14 protein-coding genes and 1 pseudogene are annotated in these 17224 nt (G+C 42.9%); 4 read left to right on the top strand and 11 right to left on the bottom strand.

The genetic code is table 11. The features are described 5' to 3' along the window. On the bottom strand, positions 1–842 hold an 842-nt coding region (locus tag AACT18_RS14775; protein WP_094146652.1), incomplete at its 3' end, for an EamA family transporter. 113 nt (positions 843–955) lie between these two features. On the opposite strand from AACT18_RS14775, the gene AACT18_RS14780 reads away from it, so the two are divergent. The 4 genes and pseudogenes from AACT18_RS14780 to AACT18_RS14795 all read left to right on the top strand — a co-directional run bounded on the left by AACT18_RS14780 (position 956) and on the right by AACT18_RS14795 (position 5030). After that, the gene (locus AACT18_RS14780; protein WP_094133836.1) at positions 956–1447 is read left to right on the top strand and encodes a MarR family winged helix-turn-helix transcriptional regulator; all 492 of its coding nucleotides are present in this window, start codon (positions 956–958) and stop codon (positions 1445–1447) included. A gap of 488 nt (positions 1448–1935) precedes the next feature. Further along, positions 1936–2658 carry a ParB-like protein gene (locus AACT18_RS14785; RefSeq protein WP_094124738.1) on the top strand — a complete coding sequence of 241 codons (723 nt, stop codon included), beginning with the start codon at positions 1936–1938 and terminating at the stop codon, positions 2656–2658. Between the two features lie 266 nt (positions 2659–2924). Next, a complete protein-coding gene (locus tag AACT18_RS14790) occupies positions 2925–3704 on the top strand; it encodes a TerC family protein (RefSeq protein ID WP_094124737.1) in 780 nt (259 codons plus the stop codon). 229 nt (positions 3705–3933) lie between these two features. Further along, positions 3934–5030, top strand: a pseudogene (locus AACT18_RS14795) (calcium:proton antiporter). A gap of 202 nt (positions 5031–5232) precedes the next feature. Here AACT18_RS14795 and AACT18_RS14800 read toward each other — a convergent pair. The 10 genes from AACT18_RS14800 to AACT18_RS14845 form a co-directional block, all read right to left on the bottom strand. Continuing rightward, positions 5233–6102 carry a DMT family transporter gene (locus AACT18_RS14800; protein ID WP_094143206.1) on the bottom strand — a complete coding sequence of 290 codons (870 nt, stop codon included), beginning with the start codon at positions 6100–6102 and terminating at the stop codon, positions 5233–5235. A gap of 2 nt (positions 6103–6104) precedes the next feature. Then, the gene (locus tag AACT18_RS14805; protein ID WP_094143204.1) at positions 6105–6557 is read right to left on the bottom strand and encodes a GNAT family N-acetyltransferase; all 453 of its coding nucleotides are present in this window, start codon (positions 6555–6557) and stop codon (positions 6105–6107) included. A 70-nt stretch (positions 6558–6627) separates the two neighbouring features. After that, on the bottom strand, positions 6628–7191 hold the full coding sequence (locus tag AACT18_RS14810) for a Crp/Fnr family transcriptional regulator (RefSeq protein ID WP_094143210.1): 564 nt from the start codon (positions 7189–7191) through the stop codon (positions 6628–6630). A 522-nt stretch (positions 7192–7713) separates the two neighbouring features. Next, complete coding sequence (locus tag AACT18_RS14815; protein ID WP_094144255.1) at positions 7714–8907, bottom strand: acetate/propionate family kinase; 1194 nt, start codon at positions 8905–8907, stop codon at positions 7714–7716. 331 nt (positions 8908–9238) lie between these two features. After that, positions 9239–10000, bottom strand: a complete 762-nt coding sequence (gene vctC, locus AACT18_RS14820) for an iron chelate ABC transporter ATP-binding protein VctC (RefSeq protein WP_094125469.1) — start codon at positions 9998–10000, stop codon at positions 9239–9241. Between the two features lie 6 nt (positions 10001–10006). Further along, on the bottom strand, positions 10007–10957 hold the full coding sequence (gene vctG, locus AACT18_RS14825; protein ID WP_088729810.1) for an iron chelate uptake ABC transporter permease subunit VctG: 951 nt from the start codon (positions 10955–10957) through the stop codon (positions 10007–10009). A 22-nt stretch (positions 10958–10979) separates the two neighbouring features. Further along, the gene (vctD, locus tag AACT18_RS14830) at positions 10980–11915 is read right to left on the bottom strand and encodes an iron chelate uptake ABC transporter permease subunit VctD (protein ID WP_026027432.1); all 936 of its coding nucleotides are present in this window, start codon (positions 11913–11915) and stop codon (positions 10980–10982) included. A 27-nt stretch (positions 11916–11942) separates the two neighbouring features. Next, the gene (locus AACT18_RS14835; protein ID WP_202598902.1) at positions 11943–12854 is read right to left on the bottom strand and encodes a siderophore ABC transporter substrate-binding protein; all 912 of its coding nucleotides are present in this window, start codon (positions 12852–12854) and stop codon (positions 11943–11945) included. A gap of 195 nt (positions 12855–13049) precedes the next feature. After that, entirely contained in the window at positions 13050–14231 is a 1182-nt protein-coding gene (locus AACT18_RS14840; protein WP_017045107.1) for a DUF3103 domain-containing protein, read from the bottom strand. A gap of 239 nt (positions 14232–14470) precedes the next feature. Continuing rightward, positions 14471–16915, bottom strand: coding sequence for a M9 family metallopeptidase (locus tag AACT18_RS14845; protein ID WP_094143664.1), 2445 nt, complete (start codon positions 16913–16915; stop codon positions 14471–14473). Positions 16916–17224 lie beyond the last annotated feature (309 nt).

Genomic DNA, 17224 nt, shown 5'->3' on the forward strand with positions numbered 1-17224 from the left:
GCCAAAGCGATAGCAACTAGGACAAACATTGCCCCTAATAATTGAAGCCACGTTAAGGTTTGATCGAGAATGAGATAACCCAACACACATGCAGATACGCTACTGAGAAAACCGAGAAAAGAAACGGTAACCGGTGGCAGCTTTTCTATTCCTCGAAACCATAAGGAGTAGCCCAAAATTGCGCCTATTACACTCAGATACAGATATCCAATATAATTTGACAAACTTAAATGTTCAGGAAGCCCTTCAATCCATAAGGCTACTGGCAGCAGCATGAACCCACCAAAAAGCAGTTGCCAACCGGTGAAACTCAGTAAAGTTATCTCTCTAGGTCTTTCCCATTTTTTTGTTAATACAACCCCAGAAGCCATACTTAATGTACCAATAGAAGCAACAACAACTCCTAATAAATTGATCTGTACAGCACTGTTGATGACCAGCAAGACAATACCTGAGATTCCAACCACACTAGCCCAAATTTGACGCGATGATAGATCTGATTTTAGCCACTTCCAGCTTAGTAGGAGTACGAACATAGGCTGGATAGACATCACTATCGACGCCATCCCCCCAGGTAGATAAGTTGCAGCAAAGAATAGACAGTAGAAAAACAAGCCAATATTTAAAAAGCCAAGTAACGCAAGACGGCTCAGCCACTTGCTATCAGGTAACGTCTTGCTAATTAAGACTAGAAACAAACCTGCCGGCAAAGCTCGAATTGTTGATGCAAGCAACGGTGACTCCGCTGGCAACAACTCAGTGGTAACAATATAAGTACTTCCCCAGACAATCGGCGCTATAGCGGTCAAACCGATTGTCCTTATCTGATGTAATCCTTTCATAATTATTCCTTAAAATTAAAAATATCTCTTGTGAAAGATACTTTCTTTAAAGTAATGGATATTTAACTTATGATCAAGTATCTTTTTAGTAAGATATTTATAGGAGAGATAAAATGTCATTGGATAATGTCGATTCCATTTTGATTCAGTGGAAAAGTGTCAGACCCGATCTGGACTGTTCTTCTATGGGAGTCATTGGACGTTTACGTCGAACCAGTAATGTCTGGAAGAGTAAAATGGATAAGGTGTTTAAAGAACATGGGTTAAGCAGCATCGAGTTCGATATTTTAGCAACGATGCGTCGAAGCGATCCTTCCGGTATTACACCAACAGAGTTATATAAGACACTCATGCTTTCTTCAGGCGCTGTAAGTACGCGTTTAGATCAGTTAGTAAAAAAAGGATTGGTAGGGCGTATTTATAGCGAACACGACCGGCGAAGCTGCAAAGTCACTTTGACCTCAAAAGGTGTTAAGTGTGTTGATACTGCGTTAAACGATCATGTTGAAAACATGGATAAAATGCTGAATGTATTGACTAAAAAAGAACAAGATCAACTTGCTGATTTACTACGCAAGGTATTGATTTATGAGGAAAACGAATAAAGAGAATTTTGGGGGTTGTAGTGGATATAACATGTTTCAGCAAACTATATCGCTCATCATAAATAGCATACTCTCAACGCTCACGAAACTAATTCCCTCCCCTTCAAAGGGAGGGGTGTTTCTTGGTTGGTTGCTAGCAGCACCCCCTCCTAACCTCCCCCTGAAAGGGGGAGGAACATAATGGGGCAAAACTGTGTTGACGGCTCGCTAATCACTCGACTCTGAAACACACTCCAAATGGTAAACGTTAATGCATTCATTCAAAGTTATAACTTTACACCTTCACTGTAACCCTATGATTTTTTATTAAACTATATACCGACTGATAAATTCTCCAATACCTTATCGATGTTTTCTGTACCGTTAGGCTTCAAACTCCTACAATGCAAGGCAGAGGGTCGGTGAAGGCTAAACTTTCACTTTTACATATTGAATACTCAACAATGCATTTAATTGCATTGGTACCGTCATCATTCAGAAGGAATAGCATGTTGAGCAAAGGATGGATATTGCTTGCCGCCGCAATCATCAGTCAGGGAGCATGGGCACTCGCTCCTTGCGGGACAGACAGTGACATCGGGGACTGGTGCAGCCTAGATATTAATCAGCTACACCCCACTCAGGCCGGGGTTGGTCAACAACAAGTTGATAAAACACAAGCCAAACTGGCGACAAAAAGCCCAGCACAACTTAAAAAGTACATGAAAAAGAAAAAGATTCCGGTAATCGTAGATGCTGATGGCCAGTATTGGTTGGTTGACCGACATCATCTGACTAAGGCGCTTTGGCAGCAAGGTGTTGTCGAGGTGACCGTCCACATCCTTGCTCACCTCGACAACAAGGAGCGTTTTTGGCAAGACATGCAAGGCAACTACTGGACATGGCTGCGCGATGAAAAAGGAGCCCCGCTGACTCCCGATCAATTACCTGCACACATAAGTAAGCTACCCGACTACCCCTACCGCTCTTTGGCTGGTGAACTACAAGATGCCGGTTATTACAGCAAGCATGAACAGGTTTATTTTGTTGAGTTTGCTTGGGCTAGCTGGCTTGGGGAGCAAATGAATTGGGTGCCAGTCAATGCGAGTACGCTCCCAGAACGACTCGAACAAGCGGCACAACTGGCATGTAGCTCAGCCGCTAAGGCTCTGCCTGGTTACCCCGGAGAGCAGTGTTCAACTATGCGCCACCTCATCAACACGACAAACTAAGGTTCTATCGCAAAGCGTGATTTAAATAAGACTCATCATTTTGAAGATACAATTAGCCTGCGAGCGAACAAATAGCTCGCAGGGCGTTGTTCGATAAGATGAATATGTATTTTGTTACAAATCGCCCTCTTGTCTTGTGGTTCAGTCAATGATTTACTGTCGCTTCCTTAGCAACAGAGGCTTTTATTGACAATGGACGACCCCTTCAGGCGACCAATATTTACTGATTCCCCCCTTCACCGTGCCCCCTTATTTAAGGAGGCCATATGTTAGAACTCTTCCTACTACCCGAAACTTGGGCGATATTTGCCACACTGCTTGCTTTAGAAGTGGTTCTTGGCGTTGATAATGTAGTGTTCATTTCCGTCTTATGTGAACGGCTCCCCGTTCAGCAGCGGCCGCTTGCGCGTAACTTAGGCATTTTGTTAGCGGTTACCGCTCGGATTGGTTTGGTTTTTTCTATCAGTTGGCTGATGTCGTTAACTGCACCGATAGTCGTTTGGTTTAGCAACGAATTATCTGGACGAGATTTTATCCTCATCTTCGGCGGTGCTTTTCTGTTATTCAAAGCAGCAAAAGAGTTGTGGAATTGGCTAATGCCTGATGAGCATTCACATACGACGACAGTAAGTGCTGGCCTTGCGGTCGTATTACTGCAAATTGTCGCGGTTGACGCGGTATTTTCCATGGATTCGGTAATCACTGCGGTGGGTCTAACTAACGACATTCCTATCATGGTCGCGGCCATTTTAGCGTCTGCGGTGATCATGATATTAACCGCAGCGCGCATTAACGCCTTAGTCACCCGTTATCCGGGTTTTAAAACGCTGGCATTACTGTTTTTAATGATGCTGGGCGGTTTGTTAATCGCGGAAGGTGTTGAGCTGCACATCAATAAAGGCTACGTCTATTTTGCGATGGCGTTTGGTTTGGCAATGGAGATTTGTCATATTCAATGGGCGAAGAAACAATCGCTCAAGATTAAGCAGCTACGTCCGTTGAAAAGGACGGCATCTTTACTGAGTTCAAAGCCAATAGTACGGTGATATTGATAGCTAAAGCGCATCAATGTCAAACTTCATCGCCAACATAACCCTTTATTTACTAGGCCTGCGTGTGTGAAGAAACGAAAAAGAACCATCGAGTGATGAACAAGGAAAATGTGTATTTCCAAGAGGAGCACACTATCATAATCATTCGATTATTATTCACCCTGTATGGGTGAGCCTTTTATCAATGTCGAATGGTTTACCATTCCAGAAAAGACTATTGCCTATGAAAATGTTTTTCCGGCAGGAAATCGCACTGCTTTTTGGTCTGTTAACTCTGCTTTTTTTCAAAACATTAGGGGCTGATTTACTATCAGATACGACCCCATTTTGGATCTATATCCTCCTTTCTACTGGGCTATTTGCTATTGTGACACGGGCAATATTCTCCGTTGTTCGCCATTCAGATGCTCTGGCCGTGAAACTTGGTGAGCCATTTGGAACCTTGATTCTCACCCTCTCTGTAATTTCACTTGAAGTGGTGATGATCTCCTCTGTAATGCTCACTGGCGAGCCAAACCCCACAATGGCTCGTGATACCATGTTCGCGGTCGTGATGCTGGTCACTAACGGCCTTGTTGGCTTTACTTTGCTACTGGGTGGGTGGCGTTACCATACGCAAAGTTTTAATTTAGAGGGCGTTAAATCTTATTTGGTCGCCATCATCCCACTAGCCTTGCTATGTCTCGTTTTACCTAACTTCACTGAGGGCGGAAGCTAGGGTGGCTTGTCGAGCGCGATGTCTTGGATGCTCATTACCATATCTGTGATGCTTTATGGCGTTTTTCTGTTAATTCAGACTCGCAGCCACAGCCACTTTTCGTTGGCAGTGAGCACGAAAATGCTGAAGAGCATCACTGTCCACTCCAGAGCAATAGCTACCATACAGTCATGCTGTTGGCCTACCTTCTAGTAGTGATAATGCTAGCTAAAACCTTAGCTATCCCTATCAATTATGGGGTGCATGTTATGGAAGCCCCAGCGGCATTAGGTGGCTTTATTGTTGCGTGTATTGTGCTAGCCCCTGAAGCTGTTGGCGCACTTAAGGCTGCATTCAATAATCAACTGCAAAGAGCAATGAACCTCTATTTCGGTTCTGTGCTAGCGACTATCGCGCTTACTGTTCCAGCCGTTTTATTCATCGGCGCGATGATGGATCAAGAGGTTCGTCTTGGGCTATCCTCTGCTGATTTGGTATTACTTGTCACCACCTTAATGGTGTGCAGGGTAACATTCAGTAGTGGCCGAACCAATGTATTACATGGCGCAACGCATTTGGTTCTGTTTGTGGTTTATCTTTTCCTGATGTTTGAACATGCTTAGTCGATAACTTCAAATTCAATAAACCGTAACCAATAAAAAACCCGAGTTTAAACGCTCGGGCTTTTTATTGGCTGCAAAACTTACGGTCAAATACGCTCTACACATTCACGAGCAATTACCAGCTCTTCATTGGTTGGGTTTATATTCATGGTAGATGTCATCAATATATTTTCTAATTCACTTTCGCCTGTGCCTTTTGGGTTTATTCGGACGGTTGATTCAACCGATTTACTTGTAACAACCTTTTCCAAGGTAATAAAGGTAGTATGATCATCAATATCCCTAATATGGTAAAAAAGTCTGGCACTTCATTGAATAAAGTAACACCAAATAAGGTGACAAATACCAGTCCTGAGTTCTCTGCTAGGGCAATAGAATTAGCAGGTGCTCGTTGATACGAAGCAACAGCTAATCCGTTGTAAGTAAGAACCAAAGTTGCACTTGCCAAAATGAACAGCAGATTCGTGGTCGAAAGAGGCACCCAATGGAATATAGCTAGACAGCCAGAGATCGGTAGTGAAAGTAATGATGTCCAAAAAAGTGTGCTGACAACAGTTTGCTCCGTTGGTAATTTTTTCGCGGTAAGGTTGAACAACGCAATTGTAAATGTGGTAACAAGGGCGAAGACTACTGCCAATTCAAATTCTGATGGTCTTAAAACCACAATCACTCCTGAAAACCCTATAAGAGATAATACACTGCTCTTAATCGTTAGTTTCTCTTGGAGAAGTAAAATCGATAATGGAAGCATCATTAGTGGCGCAGCATGAAAAATCGCATTAGCCGTAGCTAAAGTTAAGTGAGTGATTGCAATTACCATGCAACCGCTGCCTATTATAATTAGATGTGCCCTAAATAGATTGAGTTTAGCGCTATACAGTTTTCGCTTTTGCTTGGACTGCTTTAACCATAAAGGGTAAATAACTAAAGTAGAAAATAATTGCCGTATAAAAATATACTGAAAGGTTGATACCTCCCCATTAAGTAACTTAACTGCGACATCAGATAGTGAAGCAGCAAGATTACCTAATATGAGAAGGATAATCGCGAGGTTTACCACAGGAAAATACACTGTTATTTTTCCAACTTCATATCGATATGTGGGATGTCATCCTCCAAATACATTACAGAAGTCAGCATAAATCCATAGTTTTGGTAGAATTCTGATAGGTGTTCTTGAGCGCCAATTTCGATTGACTCTCTGGGCCATAACTTGTCACATGCACATAGAGCCTCTTGTACTAGTTGATGCCCTATGCCCCCTCCACGAGAACTTTTTGAAATAGCAACACGACCAATACTGACGGATGGATAACTAACCCCCTTTGGCATTAAGCGTGCGCAGGCTATTAACTTGCCACCTTGATAACCCAGTAAGTGGTAAATACCTTCTTGGTGATCTTTACCATCCAACTCAGGATAGGGACATTCTTGCTCGACAACAAACACGTCAACTCTGAGTTTTAGCAGTTGATATAGTTGCATTGTTGTTAATTGGGGAAACGGATGGAGTTGCCAAGTAATCATTTTAATTCAGCCTTACAAATAGTGATATCCGAAATGTAGCAAGGTGAATAAGTCTAGACATTAACAATTGTTAAGTTGGATTGCGTTTTTTGATACGACTCAGGCTGATCGGTGTAATGCCAAGATAAGCTGCAATTTGATAATCGGTGAGGCGCTCTAACAAGTTAGGATAACTGTTACAGAACCGTTGATAGCGTTCTTCTGGAGTATAAAGCAACATAAAACGTTCTTTGTTTTCTTTATACATCAGTTGTATTTCCAATAGTTTGAGATAAATACTATATTTATTCTTACGCCATGTTCTTAATGTTTCGATAGGGAGAGACATAATCGAGCAAGGGGTAAGTGATTCAAGTTGGTATGGTGATGGCGTTTGGTTAACTAGGCTTTCAAAACCAATGATCCAGTCATTTTCCCAATAAAACTGTTTGCTAAACTCTTTGCCCTTGTCAGTAAAATAAACAGCGTGACATATTCCTTCTAATAGAAAGAAAATCTCTTTTGCAACTTCCCCTTGATGGTGAAAAATATGCCGACTAGGCAAAGAACAAAGCTTTGCAGATTGCTTTAGTTGTTCTACTTCGTGCCGAGTAAAGTCATTTTGTTGTAACTGCTCTAGGAAAGCGTCAAGCATAATTGGTTGTACCTAAGTATTTATAACCAAACGTTAACTGAATATTTAAGCACAAAATAAATTAGCCAAAAAACAATTAAAGTATAGGTGTGCAGGTGATGATAACCTACATCAAATTAACATTCTATGTGCCATTTTATACCTCTATGTTCCTTATTTGTAGCTGCGAAGGAATTACAAGCAAGAATCGTAATTAATAAGACAAGAAAATTTCGCATATTTACCTGTAGGTATCATTTATCAGCAAGACTTTGCAAGGTAGCACACCCTGTGAGTTTACTATCTACTAGTGTCTGCTTGTCGTTCAAAACCGATCTTTAGAGTAATTGCGTTAGCTTGTTTCGGGGCATAAACAGGTCAACACGAACCTTGTTGATTTAAGGGCACAAAATGAATTGCAGAAGTCAATAGAGCTATTAATAGGTGCTCGCCATTCGCACGCTTTGCGATGGTCTATCCAACATATGAGTACAAAAAAAGCGAGCACTAAGCTCGCTTTTATCTATTTGATTTTAAATGTAATTATAGCAACTCAACCGACTGCTGGGCTATCACAAATTCTTCGTTAGTTGGTACCACAAGCGCCACTGCATTTAGCATGTCTGATTTTGCGATAATGCCAGCATTACCGAATCGAGCTTGCTCGTTGCCTTGCTCATCTTCCACAAAACCAAGAATTTTCAGGTTGCGTAGAATTTCACGACGAATAGGCAATGCGTTTTCGCCAATACCACCGGTAAAAATAATACCGTCGAGCGAATCAAGCGCTGCAAGGTATGACGCGATGTATTTCGCCACACGGTAGGTGAAGACTTGGAAGGCCAATGTAGCGCCTTCATGACCTTGCTCCATGGCTTCTAGAATGCCACGTGCATCGCTGGTTAAACCAGAAACACCCAAGAAACCAGAGGCTTTGTTCAATGAATTAAACACTTGTTCTTGTGTCCACCCCTTCTTCAATAGAAATTCAATGATGCCGGGGTCAAGGTCACCACAGCGAGTGCCCATCATCAAACCAGAAAGCGGTGTAAAACCCATACTGGTATCGACACTCTGGCCATCTTTAATTGCGCACACTGACGCACCATTACCAAGGTGAACAGAAATAAAGCTGCTTTCTTCAACTGGCTTGTTGATCATTTTTGCCGCTTCACGGCTCACAAAATAATGGCTGGTTCCGTGGAAACCATAGCGGCGAATACCAAACTCAGTGTATAACTCTTTTGCAATCGCACCTGTGTAGGCTTTTGCTGGCATGGTTTGGTGGAAAGCGGTATCAAAAACAGCAAACTGCGGTAACTCAGGAAACGCTAGCATTGCCGCGCGCATACCAATCGCGTGTGCTTTATTATGTAACGGTGCTAAATCACTAAGCGCTTCAACTTCGTTGACGATTTTTTCGTCTAACTTAACGGTCTTAGTAAACTTCTCGCCACCATGTACTACGCGGTGCCCAATCGCAACGACGTCATCAATCAAGCCGTAGCTTTTCACAAGCTCAACCAGTTTTGCAACCGCCAACAGGTGGTGATTCACTTCACCTTGAATCGCACAATTGGCTTTTTCTCCGTTAAACTTCCAGCTCATACGGGCATCATCAAGCCCAAAGCATTCACCTAGACCACTCAGTACGGCATCCCCCGTATTTGAATCAATCACCGCAAACTTCAGTGATGAGCTGCCAGAGTTAATAACCAAAACAAACGAGTTCGACATGGGGTAAGTTTCCTGTTTTAGACTAAGTGTTGAAGTATACAACTTCTTGGTTTACGTGACCCTCATTATTCAATAATTTTTTAATCTTTCAACTTTGTTTTAGTTTCAGCATCATGCCAAACGATTTTTTCTTGATCTGAGGCAAGTTATTATTTCTTTTGAAGTGAGAAATATATCAATATTTAAGTCAATCCTGTAACGCGCAGTAAACGTCTGCGCTTCCACCATTTTGCGTTGGCAACATTAGGCAGCAAAAAGGGGGGACTTACGGTGAATCGAAAGCGTTCTGTTCAGTACTCGTAACGTTACGCACACCGGCAGTTAAACCGCATCAATGGGTGTAATACATACAAATACGCTTGCTTTCTATTTCTAATACGTTGAACGGCGTTTCATAGATATCGCTCAAAACCGACGATTGAATCACCTCTTGTACTGTGCCAGTTGCTACTACTTGGCCTCGTTTCAGCGCAATGATGGAATCGGAGTAACAGGATGCAAAATTGATGTCGTGAATCACCACGACCACCGCTTTATTCAACTCATGTGCTAAACGCTGAATAGTGGCCATGATCTGCAATGAGTGTTTGATATCGAGGTTGTTCAATGGCTCATCGAGAAAGATGTAATCGGTATCTTGGGCGATCACCATGGCAATAAAGGCCAGCTGGCGTTGGCCGCCACTCAGTTCGTCGAGGTATTTATCTTCTATCGCTTTAAGATCAAGATATTTGATCGATTGCTCAATCATCGCATGATCGCTGGCCGTTAACTTGCCTTGCGAATAAGGAAAACGGCCAAAAGCCACCAGCTCTTTCACGGTAAAACGCATGGTCAGAGTATTGGCTTGGCGCAGAACTGATAGCTTTTTAGCCAACGCTTTAGTATCCCACTCAACCAGCTCTTTGCTTTCAATCCAAACTTTACCGCTATCACGGCTAACCAAACGGCTGGCCATCGACAGTAAGGTACTTTTCCCTGCACCATTAGGGCCAATAATTGAAGTGACCTTGCCTTTTTCAAACTGCGCACAGGCCTTATCCACAACGGCTTGTTGGCCAAACACTTTAGTCAGTTTATCTAGCTGAATCATATGAAATTAAACCATTTTATTACGTAAAAGGAGGGAGAGAAAATAGAGGCCTCCGATGAAATTGATCACCACACTCAGCGTTGTTTCAAACTGGAATACTTTTTCAACCACCCATTGACCAGAAAGCAACGCACACACCGCCATCGCGGAACAACCAATCAATAAGGTTCGGTGTTGGTATGAACGAAACCACTCGCGCGTTAAGTTGGTGACCAATAAGCCAAAGAACATCACGGGCCCAACTAAAGCTGTAGAAATAGCAATTAATACCGCACTAAGCATCAACACATGGTGCGTCACTCGGCGTACATCCACCCCTAAACTGACCGCGTTATCGTTATCCAACCATAAAACATCCAACACGCGATGCAGGCGAAACAGGCCAAAGCAAACCAACAGCAGTAACGGTGTTACCCAATACACAAGTTCCACTTTCACGTTGTTGAAGCTCGCAAACATATTGGACTGTACCGATGAAAAATCATTCGGATCCATCAGCATGATCAAAAAGGAGGAAATGCTGGAAAACAGTTGCCCCAGAATGACTCCTAATAGCAACAACACCATTAAGTTACTCTGCTGCTTACGAAAATAAAAAGCGAACAACAAACTAGAAAACAGCAACATGGCAGCAACGGACAACGAAAAATTGAGATAAGCATTGAGGGCATAGCTACTTAGGCCACCAAAAAGAGTCACCACTAACACCTGCACAAACAGGTAGAGTGAATCAAACCCCATGATGCTGGGCGTTAAAATTCGGTTGTGGGTAATGGTTTGAAATGCTAGAGAGGACTGCGCAATGGCAATACCCGCTAACACCATCGCCAATACTTTGGGTACACGACGAGAAAGAAAATAGTGATAGTTGTCGGCGTTCAATCCAACACCAATAAATAAGCCAGCAAAAAGCAGAGAAGCCAAAACCAGTAACCACAGTTTGCTATGATCACGCAAAGTGATGCTCGCACATACAGACTTACCCATGGCGTTGGCCTCGCAACAGCAACACAATAAATACACTGCCACCGAGAATACTGATGATCATCGAAATCGGCACTTCATAGGGGAAAATAATCAAACGGCCGCCCAAATCACATAGCAGCACCAATAACGCACCGAAAATGGCCGTACGAGGGATATTTTTGCGTAAGTTGTCACCGTAATAGTGGCTGACTAAATTGGGCACAATCAACCCTAAAAAAGGCAGTTGACCGACAATCATCACAACCGTCGCAGACATCACCGACACTAAACAAACGCCAATCACCAGCACTTGCTGATAGTTAAGCCCTAAGTTCACAGCAAAATCTTTACCCATGCCGACGGCCGAAATTCGCGCCGCATACAAATAGCTAAAGAGGGCAACCGGAATCGCAATATAGAGCAGTTCGAAATCCCCTTTCAGCAAGTTGGCAAAATTGGCTACCGTCCAGCTAGAAAGGTTTTGTATCGCATCGTATTTGTAAGCGATGAAGGACGCGGCGGATTCCACCACATTGCCAAAAATAATGCCGATCAAAGGGACAAAAATGGCATTTTTAAACTGCACACGCTGAATCAGTTGTACAAACAGCAAAGTGCCCGCAATCGAAACCGAGAAAATAAGCCACAAGCTTTCACCGTGGCCAAAAAAGACTAAGCTCAACACGTAGCCCAGCATGGCGCATTCAATGGTACCGGAGGTAGAAGGCGCGGCAAATCGGTTTTGGCTGATTTGCTGCATAATAAGACCCGCGATACTGAGCCCTGCCCCGGCTAAAACAATCGCTAACAAGCGTGGCAAACGACTGGTAAAGAGCAGTTGCCAAGCATGGGCATCCCCTTGCAGTAATGCCATTAGTGATAGATTGCCTACCCCCACAAACAGTGAAGATAGGCTGACTACCAACAAAGCAAGCAATAACTTTTTCAAAGCTAACCTCAGCTTGTTTGTGGCAAATTAGTGAATGTGTACAGCATTTCTAACGTCGCTGATCATCTGCTCTGTGGCAGTCACACCAGAAATGGATAGGTACCAAGCATTAAGGTCTAAAAACGCCATACTTTTATTTTTGTAGGCCGCAGTCGCTTTGATCAGGTCATTCTCAAACTCTTGGCGAGTGTGGCTTTGCCCTTTGTTGACCAACGTATCACGATCAATGATCAATAAGGTTTTAGGATCATGTTCGCGAATAAATTCATAAGAGATCAGATCGCCATGACGTGTCGCTTTGATGCTATCGACGGTCGTTTTGAATCCAAAATCTTTATACACCGCAGAGAAACGTGATTCAGGCCCGAAAGCGGTAATGTTACCGCCAGAGCTCATCACTGTGAGCGCATCGATTTGGTTGTTCTGATTAAAGCTACGAAGTGCTTGAAACTGCTTATCTAAATCTTCAATTTTGGCTTCCACTTGATCTTCAATCGCAAAGACTTTGCCTAGATTACGCCACTGCTGTTGTGTACTCTGCCAGTAGCCTTGGCTTGCATCGGCTGCAAAAACGATAGTTGGTGCAATTTTAGATAGCTCGTCATAACTGGTTGCGGCGCGCGGCCCAATCACAATCACATCCGGTTTTTGCATATAAATGGTTTCGAAATCAGGCTCAAATAAAGAACCGGCAGGTGCGTATGTATCGCTGTTGTACTTCGCTAAATAATTTGGCAGTTCAGTCACTTTCGATACCGCGACAGGTTCAATACCAAAGCGATCTAACGCATCTAACGCACCCAAACCAATGACAACCACACGTTGCGGATTTTGCTCGAGCGTCGTGGTACCGAGTTGATGATCCACAGAAACGGTTTTAGCACTGAGAGTAAAAGAGGTAAGCAAGCCAAGTGCTGCCAAACTAAACAACGATTTCATATAGGTTCCCATTCAAAATAACTGCGACAGATTTTGATAAGCATTCGCATTAAGTTCGGGTAATATAATCGTTGACCGTCGTTCAAGCAACCCTATTCACATCAAAATCAGCCATGATGATCAGAAGCAGCAAGAATGATGAAAAAGCGAGCGCTAATAAGAGATTCGCGCTCGCTTTCTAGGGGGAGAGAAATGTTATGGACGTGTCGGGTTAATCGTCAAAGGCTCAAAAGTGGCCACTGCGTTACCACTCGCTCCAGGATGATCAACATAGCTGGTGTCTTGCATCAAGGTGTAAAAGACATCGACATAATCGTCGTCGTTGACCAGTAAACCATCGGGAATCGCATCAATGATCTTGCCCGTGATTTGCGGAATAATCGCATACGCCTGTACTTCTGGATCAGGGATAAGCTTCAGCACTTCTTCCGCTACTTTGACGAGTAATTTAGCCAGCTCCTTATAGTCGGTACCATCATCTTGCTCCATCAAGATAAGATCGGCTGCGCCCCAACGGTAACGAGACCATTGGATCATCACTTGATTTGGGAAGTAATCTTGCTTGTCGTAATCCAAATAAGGCATTTCAACTAAGTCAATGGTCGGCTCATCTCGGCTTGGATTGATGCCTGTAACAATCGCATAAATTTCAGCCGCTCCAGAGATCCACGGTTCTTTGTCATCCGCTAAACGAATTTTTTTCAGTACTGTGGTGGAAATAGGCTCAGCGCTATTATCGCTGCTGCGGGCCATCGCTTGCGCGGCGACGCTACCACTTTCTACTGTGGTCAATGTGGTCGATTGACCCAATGCGTTCATCTGTGCACGCATTGCTTGTAAGCCTGCGCGCAATTCCACTTCGCTATTACTATCAACCACGAAAACGGGTACATCTGGCATTTGATATACGTCCAGTTGATGCACCTGTCCGTACACATCAAACGCTTCAATATATTGCCAAGACGCATCATTACCTTTGGGCTCAAAAGCAAACAACGGGCTTTGTCCTTCTTGCCACTCTTTAATCATCGACGCATCGGCAATACGCAGTTGCAGCAATTGCTCAGTAAAATCCTCAATGCCTTTCATTGAACGAATTTGCGCGTCCGCTACAACCATCTGTTGACTAAAATCGGAATCAGGCTGCTCTTCAAACAAAGTGGAAACAGAAATGGATAGGTTTTGCGCGCTGATTTCAGTTTTAAGTGTGGTTTCAAGCTCGGCGTAACTTTCACTCAGTTGCAGTGCTAACGCTCTTTTTTGCTGTGCAATCGCATCAGCATTAGATTGGCTGGTGCTACTGGTTGTCGCTTCTTCTGAGTTGCACCCCATAATAGTGGCCACAAGCAGTAATGAAACGGGTGTTATATATCTCATAATGAACCCTTAATATTTTTAATTACAACATAGAGTAATAACTCTACATAAAAACACAATATCACCGAATGCTATTCTTTCAAGAAATAAATAGAGTGTTAATTTATATTCTTCCCACAAGATCAAATTATTATTAAGTAAAGATTAAATTACATAATGTTAATATAGCTATTACTTTCCTGGCTAATTATATGATTTTAATAAAAAGAAGTGCTTTTACACTTCTTTTTATTCATTAATTATTCATAAGTTGCATAGAGCTCAACTTGGCTATTGGCTTGCTGTGCATTAAGCATGAAATGGACATAGCCCGCTTGCGTTACTGGCAGTTCAATATACTCATAGCTATCAGCACGTTTAGACGCTTGGTCAAAATGAGTCAATGTAGGCCAGTGCTCGCTTTCTGCATAAAGATCAACATTGTGGGCTGCCATCTCATCAATAGGCTGGAGCCAAACTTTGACACTGTTCATTCCCTCTGGTACATAAATCGCTGCATAGCGAGTTTGATGAATACCCAACGTCATTGGCTGACGATTTTCGAGAACAACAGGTGCTAAATCATCACTAGGCTTTTGCGTATTATCGGTAATGGCGTAACTTACTTTCGTATTTAATTCAACACGCTGGTAAGCTTCTCTACCCGTAATACTAAAATAATAGCGACCCGGTAAAACGGTACCATTGGCTTGTTTTTCTAGTGCAATTGTTTCATTACTATGCAGTTCAAAATTTGTTATTTGATAATCATAATAATGCGCAATTTTTTCATAACTTAAATAAAGATCGGCGTCACCATCACCGCTAATATTAATCGACAATTCACTGATATTATCTGGAACATCAATATAATAGAGTTGTTCACTGTACTGCTCACCCGACAAGGTAACACTTTGCCCTAACGCTAAATGATTCATCGTGTCTTCTGGTTGAATTGGCGGCACAGTCGGATCGTCTGGATTACCACTGTCCGTTGTCAAAGTGTCTAACCAAGTTGAAAATTCGCTGTCTAGGCTTTTGCCGATCCGTTTCACTTGCTCAGCCCATGCTTTGAAATCACCACTACGTGATAGCGCTAGCAGTTGATCCACTTCATTGGGATGCTTTTCCAGCATAAAACGAACCGCTAAATAGCCCCAGCGATAAATTTGATTGGTGTCATTTTGATAAGTAGTGGCCAGTACTTGCGTGAGGCTCAGTTTTTTCTCAGCAATTAAGTCTATCGCCGCTTGATAGCCTTTTTTATAGTGCATGTATTCAGCGAAGCCTTCCAACCACCATACGATATGGCCTTCACTTAAATTGAGAGAAAACGAACCGTATTGATTGTAGCGTCCGTCCAAATAATGCACATATTCATGCTCTAAATTGAGAATAGACAACGCCTCATCCTGCGCATATCGATAAGCGACAAAGCGCGCGGTGTTGTTGGCATCAGCCGGGTTACCTTCAAGGTATTGCCCGCCATTGTTGGTAGTATTGCCAAACAAGAAGTTGGAATAACTGACATAACTTTCGTTGCTATCAAATACCACCACTTCCACTTGTTGATTAAGATCATCGGCCACGGGCGTGAAACCGGTATTCGCGACGGCATGGAAGTCGGCTTCTTTCTCATTCAAAATTTCACACGCTTGCTCTGCTTGTTGTGGTGTTAAGCCTTGCGAACGGATAATGGCAGGTCCATCACATTGATGACGATTTGGCATGATACGCTGTTCAAGTTGCTGCTTAGCTTGCGTTAAATTAAGCGCTTCCAATATCTCTGGCGCGTAGTAAGAAAGCATTTCAACCGAAGCAATCCAGAGTTTATCGCTACGTCCACCCAGCGGGTAACGCTCCAATACTTTTTCTAAAATCGCAATGACTCGAGTTTTGGTGTTTGGGTAAGGGCTAACCAGTAAGCGCCCCGTTTCACGCACCGCATTGTACAAAATGAAATCGGCATTGGTTCCTAACGCCCAATCATGCTCAGTGGCAAAACGATACAGTGTCTCCAAATATTCTGGATGGGCTTCAATGTCTTGATAAAAATCATCACGCGAAGCATGGCCGCTCATGGATCGAAATAAGTTATTTAAACCATCAACAAACTGCACATCTTGCGCCGTTTGTGGGTTAAAGGCGTCCAATAGCACAATGAAATTCGCCATCGTTGAAGGTAGGCGTTTCACGTTATCGACCATTAACGTTAAGCTCGACATGGCCGCCACTTGTTCACGACCTAAGCTCAAACTATAAGGCGATAACATAAACTGGTTGATCGTATCCGCAATCGCATTACTCAATTGATCCGAATAATCGCCAAACTCTTGCTTTACACCATAGCGCACATAATAAGCGGCACGGATAAACTCCCCCAAATTAGCAATAGATTTGGCTTGCGCTTCTGTTCCTTGATATTGCGAAACCTCTAACGCCAGCGCTCGGTTAATGCTGTCTATACTATTTTCACTGTATAGACCCAAGATGGCTTTACTATCGGTATAAAACCACGAGTTATAACAGGCTGGTTGTGCATTTTTAATCGCTAAAATTGGCTCTTGTGCTTGGGTGATATCGCTAAACTGGCAGGCATCTGATGCATAAGAAAAAGACGGTAATCCTGCTAACGATAATGCCAATAGTAAAGCGTTAGGTTTGAGACGAGGGGAATGAATAGATGGAACAGGCGCAATACGCATAGTAACGACTCTCTATAGATCATAGAAATAAATGAGTCGCGGTTTATATCAGAATCACATTAATAAAATGAAACTTGGCGCATAAAAACCAAGATCTTACTTCAAAAAAGAATTGCTCTCATGAGAGAGCAATCGATTAACCAATAGATCTTATATATCAATACATTACTAATTGTTTTCCACCACTAACTAAGTGATCGGATACACAGTACATTGAGCGCCAATCACATGAGTAATGGTTTGCGGCTCAATCAGTTGGCAACAACTTTCACTGTAAAGGAGTTCTGACGCAGCCCCCAGATAATCGCC

This window comes from Vibrio sp. V04_P4A5T148 (genome assembly GCF_963875605.1).
Taxonomy (GTDB): domain Bacteria; phylum Pseudomonadota; class Gammaproteobacteria; order Enterobacterales; family Vibrionaceae; genus Vibrio; species Vibrio anguillarum.

Coding starts and splice junctions, on each gene's coding strand:
- AACT18_RS14790 (WP_094124737.1), top strand. CDS start 2,925: ATGTTAGAACTCTTCCTACTACCCGAAACTTGGGCGATATTTGCCACA.
- vctC (WP_094125469.1), bottom strand. CDS start 10,000: ATGATTCAGCTAGATAAACTGACTAAAGTGTTTGGCCAACAAGCCGTT.
- AACT18_RS14785 (WP_094124738.1), top strand. CDS start 1,936: ATGTTGAGCAAAGGATGGATATTGCTTGCCGCCGCAATCATCAGTCAG.
- AACT18_RS14835 (WP_202598902.1), bottom strand. CDS start 12,854: ATGAAATCGTTGTTTAGTTTGGCAGCACTTGGCTTGCTTACCTCTTTT.
- AACT18_RS14780 (WP_094133836.1), top strand. CDS start 956: ATGTCATTGGATAATGTCGATTCCATTTTGATTCAGTGGAAAAGTGTC.
- AACT18_RS14805 (WP_094143204.1), bottom strand. CDS start 6,557: ATGATTACTTGGCAACTCCATCCGTTTCCCCAATTAACAACAATGCAA.
- AACT18_RS14815 (WP_094144255.1), bottom strand. CDS start 8,907: ATGTCGAACTCGTTTGTTTTGGTTATTAACTCTGGCAGCTCATCACTG.
- AACT18_RS14845 (WP_094143664.1), bottom strand. CDS start 16,915: ATGCGTATTGCGCCTGTTCCATCTATTCATTCCCCTCGTCTCAAACCT.
- AACT18_RS14810 (WP_094143210.1), bottom strand. CDS start 7,191: ATGCTTGACGCTTTCCTAGAGCAGTTACAACAAAATGACTTTACTCGG.
- AACT18_RS14840 (WP_017045107.1), bottom strand. CDS start 14,231: ATGAGATATATAACACCCGTTTCATTACTGCTTGTGGCCACTATTATG.